General features: G+C 60.1%; 9 protein-coding genes. 2 read left to right on the plus strand and 7 right to left on the minus strand.

Features of this window, described 5'->3' with window-relative positions; genetic code table 11:
* Positions 1–64: 64 nt before the first annotated feature.
* Positions 65–649, plus strand: a complete 585-nt coding sequence (locus ACYSTU_RS16150) for a hypothetical protein (RefSeq protein WP_071172870.1) — start codon at positions 65–67, stop codon at positions 647–649.
* A gap of 324 nt (positions 650–973) precedes the next feature.
* On the opposite strand, the gene ACYSTU_RS16155 is transcribed toward ACYSTU_RS16150, so the two are convergent.
* From ACYSTU_RS16155 to ACYSTU_RS16185, 7 genes are all read right to left on the minus strand, one after another.
* Positions 974–1,801 (minus strand): glycosyltransferase family 2 protein, encoded by an 828-nt coding sequence (locus tag ACYSTU_RS16155; RefSeq protein ID WP_125916449.1) that lies wholly within the window; start codon positions 1,799–1,801, stop codon positions 974–976.
* A 309-nt stretch (positions 1,802–2,110) separates the two neighbouring features.
* Positions 2,111–3,499, minus strand: coding sequence for a 2-oxoadipate dioxygenase/decarboxylase HglS (gene hglS / locus ACYSTU_RS16160; RefSeq protein WP_499000010.1), 1,389 nt, complete (start codon positions 3,497–3,499; stop codon positions 2,111–2,113).
* A gap of 88 nt (positions 3,500–3,587) precedes the next feature.
* Complete coding sequence (gene glcF, locus ACYSTU_RS16165; RefSeq protein WP_499000014.1) at positions 3,588–4,808, minus strand: glycolate oxidase subunit GlcF; 1,221 nt, start codon at positions 4,806–4,808, stop codon at positions 3,588–3,590.
* 2 nt (positions 4,809–4,810) lie between these two features.
* Positions 4,811–5,860, minus strand: coding sequence for a glycolate oxidase subunit GlcE (gene glcE, locus ACYSTU_RS16170; RefSeq protein WP_499000017.1), 1,050 nt, complete (start codon positions 5,858–5,860; stop codon positions 4,811–4,813).
* Positions 5,860–7,359: a glycolate oxidase subunit GlcD gene (gene glcD, locus ACYSTU_RS16175; protein WP_499000020.1), complete on the minus strand. Its 1,500-nt coding sequence runs from the start codon at positions 7,357–7,359 to the stop codon at positions 5,860–5,862. The genes glcE and glcD overlap by 1 nt, the downstream gene beginning before the upstream one ends.
* 163 nt (positions 7,360–7,522) lie before the next feature.
* Positions 7,523–8,449, minus strand: a complete 927-nt coding sequence (locus tag ACYSTU_RS16180; protein WP_016774118.1) for an alpha/beta fold hydrolase — start codon at positions 8,447–8,449, stop codon at positions 7,523–7,525.
* 21 nt (positions 8,450–8,470) lie between these two features.
* Positions 8,471–9,925 (minus strand): flavin-containing monooxygenase, encoded by a 1,455-nt coding sequence (locus ACYSTU_RS16185; RefSeq protein ID WP_122880114.1) that lies wholly within the window; start codon positions 9,923–9,925, stop codon positions 8,471–8,473.
* A gap of 188 nt (positions 9,926–10,113) precedes the next feature.
* Between ACYSTU_RS16185 and ACYSTU_RS16190 the strand changes: the two genes are divergently transcribed.
* A complete protein-coding gene (locus ACYSTU_RS16190) occupies positions 10,114–11,187 on the plus strand; it encodes a diguanylate cyclase (protein ID WP_499000023.1) in 1,074 nt (357 codons plus the stop codon).
* Positions 11,188–11,390 lie beyond the last annotated feature (203 nt).

An 11,390-nucleotide genomic window follows, 5' to 3' on the forward strand; every position in this document is an offset into this window, starting at 1 on the left:
CGCCCGTCGCTGAAGTCGTTCTGGTGGCGGGTGTCGCCATTTCATCACAGGGAAAGTAATGCATATGAAGCTCGACGCTCTGGCCAAGGCCATCACTCTCGCAACGCTGCTTTCTGTCACGAGTTTCGGCGCTCTGGCTGCCGACATTCCGTTATCCGCCGTCGTTGAGGCCGATTCCGTTACCACCAAAGTGCTCGCCGTCGACCCGGCCAATCACCAGGTCGTGCTGGAAGGCCCCGAGGGACGTCAGGTCCACGTTCAGCTCAGCGACAAAGCGAAAAACCTCGCCAAACTTAAAGTTGGCGATTCGGTGACGATCGAGGTGCAGCGATCTGTCGCCGCTTATCTCGATACGGATGTGGATAAAGGTCTGCCAGGCACCACCGAACGTACCGGCGAACTGCGCAAGGCCCCGGGCAGCGATAACCCTGGTGGCGAGGCTTATCGTCAGGTTCAGGTGCAGCTGAAAATCAGCAAAATCGATTTGAAGACCAATCAGGTCACCCTCCAGAATCCATCCGGACAATCGAAGACGCTCGATGTGAAGAAGCCGGAGATTCAGGCCAAGTTGAAGGATCTGAAAGTAGGGCAGAGCGTTATTGTCACTTATACCGATATCTTGAAAGTGACCAGTCAGCACGATAGTTGAGTATTAGCTCTACAAGTTTATTGCTCTTGTACAACTTTATGTATGAGAGCAATCATATAAAGTCTTTTGTAAGACAATTCTCGGGGAAAATCGGTAAAACACAGTTTTTAACTTTTCAGTTCAAAAATTTCATGTTTCCCCATGACGACACGCCCACTTGTTTGAATTAAAATCCTCGGCGTTCGCCCAGTGTCAGGGCTCTTTACCGGTGCATGGATTGCCAGGCCATTACACTGGGCGAACTCCATTACTTGCAAAAGTTGTATACAGAATCTGCAAACAAAAAGGGCGACTTTTTAGTCGCCCTTTTTTTATTGTTTTCGATCAAGTCGAAGCTTGCATGCCGGCTTTGCCGTGCTGCCCCTGCAAGCGTTTGAGGGTCTGCTGGTACATTTTTGTGCGGCGATGATCCTTGCCATACGTGCCCGCCGCCGCGACGGTGCCGGCCTGAATGTGGTCCAGATAGCGGAAAATCTTCCGCGGCGAGAGGAACCTGACGCCATAGCCCAACCCGACCATTCGATCCTGAAGCGTGTAACCAGGCACCTCCTCATCCATACAGAAGTGCAAACCCAGCGACTTCATCAGCCGCGCATTCCACAGCGTGCAGAAACTTTTCAAATGGGTTTCTTTATACGGGCGTGGCGGCTTCGAACGCAGGCCAAGATGAACTTTGAGCCGACGAACATGATGTTTGCAGAACCGCGAAGTTAAACGCCAGGTATCACGCAGTAACCCACGATCAAGTTGCTCAACACAACCCACCGCCGCCATGTCCGCATTTTTCGTGCATTCGCGCATCATCATCGCAAACACTTCCATGTCGTAGACAAAGGTGTCGGTGTGCAGCAGAAACAAGTAATCGGTCTCAACTTTCGCCAAGGCCAGATCCAACGCCTTGCCATGGGCGATATGCCCCATTTCCTTGCCCGGCGACGGCCGCTCGATCAGATTGATCCAGTCCAGCGAACGCAAATAATCGAGGCTGGCATCCGCCGAATCGTTGTCCACCACCCACACTGCAATGCCCTGCGCCTGAACATGCTCGCGCAACAGCTCCAGACACATGCGGGTAATGTCCGGGGTTTTGTAATTGACCAGAACAAGACTGAAGTTGGGATGCGGTCGGGTAGGTAGATCAAAGGCTTTCATGTCGGAGGGACTCATCCACGGCTCAAGACGACAGGTTGATGAGCCGGGATGCTAGCGGGGGAAGCTTAGGTGAAGCTTAATTTGCCGATCTGATTGGTTTTTGAAAACAAGCGGGATAATTCAGATCCGACATTGTTTTCCAATAGATGCAGCGACCATTTGGTTTTGTCGCTCGTCCTGAACTGCGGTCCATCCGCAAAACCTGTGGGAGCGAGCCTGCTCGCGAAGGTGTCTTTCCAGCCACATCATCGGCGACTGTTACACCGCTATCGCGAGCAGGCTCACTCCTACAGTAGAGCGGTGCAAAATTCAGGTGAGTTTGATCCGCAGCACCTCGGCACATTCCTCAATCGACCGCCGTTGCGTCTCGGCATACAACCCCAGCTCATCAATGGTCGGACGCCCCAGCGCCTGTTCGAAAGCCTGTCGATTGGAGTGTTCGCCGTAATGCGCCTGTGCGGCATCCCCCAGGTTCGACTGAAAAATCCCCGCCGCGCTCACCGGCAGGAAATCTTCGTACACCAGCGGCTCCGCTTTCACATAGCCTTCGCGCAATAAATCCTCCAGTGACGATTCGCCAAGTCCGTGCGGCGCGATGCCTTTTTCCGTAGCGAAATAACGAAAGTACGCCAGCCCCTGTTCGCGCATGCCCTCGATGCTGTCAGGAAATTCCGCAAAGTGCTGAGTCATCAGCGCGTCGTAGCGTGCGGCATTGGCTTCATTGGGGAAGTCGCCCAGTTCATCGCGAGCGGCATTCAACAAGCGGTCATACAGCGCTCGACCCTTGGGCGTGAGGGCAGCGCCGCGTTGTTCGATTTCGCCGAAGCGCGCACTGTGGCTGCCACGGCTTTCGGGCTGATCGGTGAAGGCGATCGGCTCGTCCAGCGCTTTGAAGCTGGTCTGGCGCAGCAGGATCGGGCAGTCGCGGCGCGGTGGGCCTTCAATCACCGCTTTAGGTCTGATGCCATGGGCAGGCATCTGCTCCTGCACGGTGTCGATGTCCAGCGTGCGCGGGGTCAGGTGGTTGATGTGCGGGCCTTTGAACGCAACGACATCGGCGATCAAGCGGTGCTGGGCGCTGAGTTTCTGGTACTGCGCGGCGCTGACGGTGGCGCTGTGGTGCCAGCGAAAAGTCTCCAGTGCCTGTCGGACGAATTCCACGGCCTCCGCTTCATTCAGTCCGCCCGCCGTTTCCGCCTGTTCAATCAGGCGCAACGCCTCTTCAGTAAAAATCGAACGACGGGCCAGTACCGACTCGGCAAACGAACGCAATTCAGGATCTTCAATCAGCTCCAGGCGCAGCAACGAGGTGAACACGCGAAACGGGCTGACCTGCAGCGCTTCTTCATGCACCGCGCGAAACGCCGTTGAATGCACCGGCACACCGGCCGGGGTCAGGTCGTAATAACCCACCGGTTGCATACCCATCACCGCGAACAGGCGGGCGAGGGTGGCCAGTTCGCTCGCGGTGCCGACGCGAATGGCGCCGTGGCGTTCCATGTCCAGCCGCTCGATTTCGCCAGTGCGCTTGAGCTGTCCGGCAATCTCAGGCTGACGTGCCAGCACTTCGCGGTTGGTTTTTTCCACCAGTTTCATCAGCGCGCCGTACAGCGGCACCTCTTCGCGGTACATGTCGGACATCGCTCGGGAGAAGCGTTGGCGGATAAGGTCGGGGCTGACGAACGGCTGCACGGTCATGAAAAAAATTCCTGCCACGGTGACGAAATGGATGCCGGAAAAGATCGCAGCCTTCGCTCACGCGGGCAAACGAAGAATCCTACGAACTTCATTCTGCCAACGACTGATCCACCAGTTCGATCCAGTGCCTGACCGGCGTGCGCCCGGCGCTCGCCAGATGGCTCTGACAGCCCACATTGGAAGTGACGATCAACTCCGGTCGGCCGCTTTCCAGGGCGTTGAGGCGCTGATCGCGCAGTTGCCGCGCCAGCACCGGTTGGGTCAGCGAGTAAGTGCCCGCCGAGCCGCAGCACAAATGGCCGTCCGGCACTGATGTGAGGTTGAAGCCAAGTCGGGTCAGCACTGTTTCCACGGCGCCGCCGAGTTTCAGTGCGTGCTGCAAGGTGCACGGGCAATGCACGGCGATGCGCCGTTCGCTGGCGGCGCAGACCTGTTCCAGCGGTTCCTGCGCGATGACTTGCACCAGGTCCCGAGTCATTTCGCTGATCCGCCGGGCTTTCAACGCGTAGATCGGATCGTCCGCAAGCAAATGCCCGTAATCCTTGATGAACGCGCCGCAACCACTGGCCGTCTGCACGATGGCTTCGGCGCCGTTCTGCAGATGCGGCCACCAGGCGTCGATGTTTTGCCGAGCGCGGTCGAGACCTTTGCCCTGAGCGTCGAGATGATAGTCGAGAGCGCCGCAGCAACCGGCCTCGCTCACCGGGGTGACGCTGATGCCCAAGCGATCGAGCACCCGCGCGGTCGCGTCATTGGTGTTCGGCGACAGACCCGGTTGCACGCAACCTTCGAGCAACAACACCCGGCGCGCATGCCGAGGAGCAGGGCGCGACCCCATAACACCCAAGCGCTGCGGCAGTTTGCTTTCCAGCAGGCGCGGCAGCAGTGGTCGAAAGGTCGCGCCCATGCGCAGCAAGCCTTTGAACAAACCGGGATTGGGCGCTAACGCACGCAAGCCTTCGCGCAGCAAGCGCTGGGCGGCCGGGCGCGGCACCGCGCTGTCGACCACCGCACGGCCGATGTCGAGCAGGTTGTGATAATCGACGCCGGATGGGCAGGTGGTTTCGCAGTTGCGGCACGACAGGCAACGATCCAGATGCAGTTGCGTCTGCTCGGTGGCCGGTGCGCCTTCGAGCACTTGCTTGATCAGGTAAATGCGCCCGCGCGGCCCATCGAGCTCATCGCCGAGCAATTGATACGTCGGGCATGTCGCGTTGCAGAAACCGCAATGCACGCAGGTGCGCAGGATCTTTTCCGCTTCGCCAGCCCGGGGCAATTGCCGCGATTGCTCGCTGAGGGTGGTTTGCATGGCTAGACCTCCGCGTACATTCGTCCGGGGTTGAACAGCCCTTGCGGGTCGAGTTGCGCCTTGAGTTGCCGGTGGTAGCGCAGCAGGGTTGGCGCCAAGGGTTGGAACGGCGAATCCGTGGCGCCGTGGGTAAAGCACGTTGCATGGCCGCCCAAGGAATGGGCGAGTGCGTGAATCTCAGGGCTTTCGGATTTCACCCAGCGTTGCGCGCCGGCCCAGTCGATCAGTTGCTCGCCGGGCAGTTCGAGGGGGCCGAGGTTGTTCGGCAATGACAGGCGCCACAGCGGCAAACCTTCGTCGAAAAAACTCAGGCGCTGTTCGTTGAGGTCGCGCCAGAAAACCGAATCCAGCGGCTCGCCGCCGAGGCGTTGATGCGCCGCCGTCACCGAACCTTCGCCACCTTCCAGGCGCAGGTACAGGCTCCGGCCATCGTGGCACGCGGCGCTGATCGGCAGCGGTTGCTGGCCCCATTCGGCGAGTTTGCTCAAGGCGCGGACACAATCGAGGTCAAGGCGAATGCTCAGGCACTGGCGCGGTTTCGGCAGGACTTTCAGCGACACTTCGGTGAGCACGCCGAGGCAACCAAAACTGCTGGCCATCAGCCGCGACAGGTCATAACCGGCGACGTTTTTCATCACTTCGCCACCGAAGCGCAGATGCTGACCGAGGCCGGTGATCACCCGCGTGCCGAGAACGAAGTCGCGTACCGAGCCGGACCACGGCCGGCGTGGTCCGGACAGTCCCGTGGCGACCATGCCGCCGACCGTGGCGCTGTCGGCGAAGGACGGCGGTTCGCAGGGCAACATTTGCCCGGCGTCATCCAGCGCCGCGAGCAGCTCGGACAACGGCGTGCCGGCACGTGCGGTGACCACCAGTTCGGTCGGATCGTATTGAACGATGCCGCGATGAGCACGGGTGTCGAGCACTTCGCCGGCCACCTCGCGACCGAGAAACGCCTTGCTGTTGCCGCCCTGAATCTTCAGCGGCGTGGCATTGGCCCGCGCGGCGTTGACCTGATCAAGCAGGGCGTTGGCGGCATCGAAATCAGCCATCAGAATCGCTCCAGCTCGGGGAAGGGCAGTTGCCCGGCGTGAATGTGCATCGCGCCGAATTCGGCGCAGCGGTGCAGGGTCGGAATGTTCTTGCCGGGATTGAGCAGGCCCTGCGGATCGAACGCGGCTTTCACCGCATGAAACAGCAGTAACTCGTCGCTGTTGAACTGCGCGCACATCTGATTGATTTTCTCGCGACCGACGCCGTGCTCGCCGGTGATGCTGCCGCCGACTTTCACACACAATTCAAGGATCTTGCCGCCCACTGCCTCGGCGCGATGCAGCTCCCCCGGCTGGTTGGCATCAAACAGGATCAGCGGATGCATGTTGCCGTCGCCGGCATGGAATACGTTGGCCACGCGCAAGCCATATTTTTCGCCAAGACGCGAGATACCTTGCAGCACAGCGGGCAATTCGCGGCGCGGGATGGTGCCGTCCATGCAGTAATAATCCGGCGACAACCGGCCGATCGCCGGAAACGCGTTTTTGCGCCCGGCCCAGAAACGCACGCGCTCGGCCTCGTCCTGGGCCTGGCGCACTTCAGTGGCGCCGGCCGCTGTCATGACTTCCCGTACGCGCTGGCAATCGTCGTGCACGTCGGCTTCGACGCCGTCGAGTTCGCACAACAGAATCGCCTCGGCGTCGACCGGGTAACCGGCGTGGATAAAGTCTTCGGCGGCGCGAATGGCCAGGTTGTCCATCATTTCCAGACCACCCGGAATGATCCCGGCAGCGATGATTTCGGCAACCGCGCGGCCGGACTTTTCCACTGAATCGAAACTGCCGAGCAGGACCTTGGCGACTTGCGGTTTGGGCAGCAGTTTCACCGTGACTTCGGTGATGATCCCCAGCAGGCCTTCGGAGCCGGTGAACAAGGCGAGCAGGTCGAAACCGGCTGAATCGAGCGCCTCGGAGCCCAGCGTAAGACGTTCGCCCTCGATGGTCAGCACTTCGATTTTCAGCACGTTGTGCACGGTCAGGCCGTACTTGAGGCAATGCACGCCGCCAGCGTTTTCCGCGACGTTGCCGCCGATCGAACAGGCGATCTGCGATGACGGATCCGGCGCGTAATACAGGCCGAATGGGGCCGCCGCCTGGGAGATAGCAAGATTGCGCACCCCCGGCTGAACCCGCGCGATACGTGCAGCGGGGTCGATGTGCAGGATGTTGTTGAACCGCGCCATCACCAGCAGCAGGCCCTTTTCCAGTGGCAGGGCGCCGCCGGACAATCCAGTGCCGGCACCCCGCGCGACCACGGGCACGTTGTTCTGATGGCAGAGTTTCAGCAGGGTTTGCACTTGCTCCAGACGCCGGGGCAGGGCGACCAGCATTGGCGTGGTGCGGTAGGCGGAGAGGCCGTCGCATTCGTAGGGTTTGAGTTCATCTTCGCGCCAGAGGATGTCCAGGTCCGGCAGGGCTTGTTGCAGAGCCTTGAGCAATTCGCCCTTGTTCACCTCGGGCAACGGACCGTCGAGGCGTTCGTCGTAAAGGATGTTCATGGGAACGCCAACCTTCTGTCTCCGCTGATCATTCCCACGCTCTGCGTGGGAATGTAGCCCGTGACGCTCTGCGTCACTGGACGCAGAGCGTCCCCTGAGGCATTCCCACGCAGAGCATGGGAACGATCAGTTGCGCCACCTGGGGCATTGCGAATATCCATCTTCATCGCTGTCGTTCCAGAAACTCCCCGTACAGCCGCGCGGTATTTCCCGGCTGTTCGACCATCGGCATGTGCCCGACGTGATCCCACACATCCACTTCGAGATTGGCGATGCCTTTGCTCCACACCGGTACGCTGCTGACGTCGATCAGGCGATCCTTGCGCCCCCACAGCAACAGCGCCGGGCATTTGATCTCGGCGAGTTTCGGCTCCATCGGCGGGCTGGCGCGGAAGTCGCGGAAGATTTCTTCGAGTTCGTCACGTTGTTGCTCGTAGCGCTGGGCGACGGCGTCCAGCACCAGCTTCGGCACCCACGGCGGCGACTCCATGGTCATCGCGTAGAAACGCTGAAATTCTTCGCGGGAGTTGATCAGGAACGGATTATGCCCGCGCGCCAGATGGCGCTCCATGTCGCTTGGCTCCGGTGCGGTGACGCCGGCCGGGTCGATCAAGGCCAGCGAGGCGATCCGCTCCGGATAGGTCGCCGCCAGCCACGCGGCGATATAGCCGCCCATGGAATTGCCGATGACATGGACTTTCTCCACGCCGCAGACGTCGAGCAGTTGAATCATGCGTTTGGCCTGAACCGCAATGTCGTAACCGCCGCCAGCCTTGAAGCCAGTCTCACCGTGGCCGGCCAGATCCGGAATGATCACCCGATACTGACGGACGAAGTGCCGGGCGCAGCGCAGCCAGAGGTTTTTATCGGCGCTGAAGCCGTGCAGCATCAGGATCGCGCTGGATGCCTCGTACGGCCCGCCTTGCCAGGTCGACACGGTCATTTCGGCGATCGGCACTTCGATCTTGTGCAATTTGTACAACCTGGCCTCGCTGGCCATGGCCAGGTTGTACAACCAATGGCCGACCGCCGGGTAACTCAACCAGCTCCAGGCCACGAAAACCGCGAGTGCGACAAACAGCAAAAGCATCGACGTCTTCCTTTTACGTGTTCAGGACAAAATATGGTCGGCCGGTTTCAGCGCCCGGGTCAGCAGGTGATAGCTGAAACTGAAGCCGGGAAACATCGCGATCACATGACCGCTCTTGCTCTGGTACCAACTGTGGCAACCACCGGACTTCCACACCGTGCGCTGCATTTCCCGGTGGATCATTGCAGTGTAGGTACGTTCTGCGTCACGGCGCACTTCGATGCTGCGCAAGCCTTTGGCCCGTACGGTGCGGATGCAGTCGAGGATGTAGTTCATCTGCGATTCGATGATGAACAGCGCCGAAGTGTGGCCAATGCCGGTGTTCGGCCCGGTGACGATGAACAGGTTGGGGAAGTCCGGCAGGCTGGTGCCGAGGTAGGCGCGCGGGTATTCGGCCCAGACATCTCTGAGTTGCACCGCGTTTTTGCCGCTGACCGGGTAGGAAATCACCCCGTCGGTGGCGTCGTAACCGGTGGACCAAACGATCAGATCAACATCGAGATGCTCGCCGTCCACGGTGTTGATCCCGCTATCGTCGATCGAAGCGATGCCGTGCTCGCGACTGTGCAACGTGACGTTGGCGCGGCTAAGCGCCGGGTAGTACGTGCTGGAGACCAAAACGCGTTTGCAGCCGATGGTGAAGTCCGGGGTGAGTTTCTGCCGCAGTACCGGGTCTGGAACCTGACGCTTGAGGAACCGCAGCGCATGTCGCTGGACCAGATGAATCGCCGGTCTCGAGTATTTGAAGGCGATCACCCGGGTTTCGAATTGCCAGTAAATCAGCCAGCGCAGCAGCTTGTACGCCGGCTTCAGGCCAAGCAGCCAGCGCTGGAAACGGCCGAATTTGCGATCGGCACGCGGCAGCACCCAATGCGGCGTGCGTTGGAACACATGCAGATGTTCGACCTGGGGTGCAATCGCCGGGATCACTTGGGCTGCGCTGGCACCGCTGCCGACGATCGCCACGCGTTTACCGCGATAGTCGTAGCTGTGATCCCAATTATTTGTGTGAAAAGTCTTGCCTTGAAAGCGATCCATCCCGGGAAAGTTGGGGATGACCGGCTGACTCAATGGCCCGGAAGCATTGATCAGGAATTGGGTTCGGAAAGTACCTCTGGCGCGGGTGTGCACCAACCAATGCTTTTCCGCTTCGTCCCACTCGACGCGCTCGACATCGGCCCCCAGTTCCACGCGCTCGCGTAAACCGAACTGCTCGATCAGCTGTTCGGTGTAGTGACGCAGTTCCGCCTGTTCGGCGAACATCTGCGACCAGCGGTAGGGCGCGAATGACAGCGAATACAGCGGCGACGGCACGTCCACCGCTGCGCCGGGGTAGGTGTTCTGGCACCAGGTGCCGCCGAAGAAATCGCGTCGCTCGAGAATGCGAAAATCGTCGATTCCGGCCTTGAGCAGGTTGACCGCCGCGCACTGGCCGCCGAAACCGCTGCCGATGATCAACACAGCGTAGGTATGCATGTGCCCCCTTTTTATAGTTGTTTTTCCATTTCCCCTCTTTCATTTATAGCCAACTCTGGGCCGCGCGTGCGGCGCTGATAGCGCTCTATTCAGGCCGCTGGCCGGTGATGGCTATTTAACGGCGCCCTGATAGACTCCGGACACATCCTTGTCGGGATGTAACCATGCATCGCGCGGTCGAGGCCCTTATGGGAAATACGCGAGGAAAGGGACTTTCACTGGCCAGGAGGCTTTACAGGTCGCGGGTGTTCGGGCTGCTGCTCGGGCTGATGTGTGTCAGCGTGGCGATGCACGCGCTCGATCCACCGCTGTGGGTGTGGGGCCTGATGCTGTTCAATGGCCTGGTCTGGCCGCATCTGGCGTTTCAATGGGCGCGCCGCTCGAGCGTGCCGTTTCGCGCCGAACACCGCAATTTGCTGATCGACGCATTCATGGGCGGCTTCTGGGTCGCCGCCATGCAGTTCAATCCCTTGCCCAGCGCGACCACGATTTCGATGATGGCAATGAACAACGTCGCCATTGGCGGTGGGCGTTTTTTGCTCGCCGGGTCGGCGGCGCAGCTATTGGGCATCGGCGTCGGGCTGGTGGTGTTTGCGCCGACGTTCATCCCGCCAACAACGCCGCTGCAGTTGTACGCCTGTTTGCCGCTGCTGTTGCTGTATCCGCTGGCGCTGGGCTGGATCTGCTTTCGCCAGGCCTCGACCCTCGGTCGGCACAAGCGTGAGCTGTTGGCGTTGAGTCGCACCGACAGCCTGACCGGCCTGCTCAATCACGGCGCGTGGAAGGATCAACTGAACCTCGCGTTCCAGCGCTGCAAACGCCAGCAGCAGGGCGCGGCAATAGCCTTGATCGACATCGATCACTTCAAGGCGATCAATGACACCTACGGCCATGTCGCCGGCGATATCGTCCTGCGCCAGTTGAGCAAACTGCTCAAACAGAATCTGCGCGCCACGGACGTGGCCGGGCGATACGGCGGGGATGAATTCTGCGTGATCCTGCCGGAGCTGCCGCTGTTCAATGCCGCTCAGGCCATGGAAGCCTTGCGCGAGCGTTTTGCGGTGATGGGCTACGAGCAGAACCCGGCGTTGAAGGTCAGTCTGAGCATTGGCCTGGCCGCCTACGACCCGAGCCATGCCGACGCCACGCGTTGGCTGGATGAGGCCGATCAGGCGTTGTACGAAGCCAAGGCCAGTGGGCGCAATCGGGTGATCTGCAACAGCGACAACAAGCCGAGGCAGGCGCTGCTGGATTCGGTCTGAAGAGTGATCGAAGATCCCATGTAGGAGCTGCCGAAGGCTGCGATCTTTTGGGACGCTCTGCGTCCCGGCCTGCGTTCCTTTGCTGCGCGTGGGAACGATCAAAATCAAAAGATCGCAGCCTTCGGCAGCTCCTACAGTTTGTTCGGTGTCAGTCGGGCAAGTGTCGCATCCGCTATAGAGCCTCGCGCCGATGTCGGTTACGG

The sequence above is a fragment of the Pseudomonas glycinis genome (genome assembly GCF_054871425.1).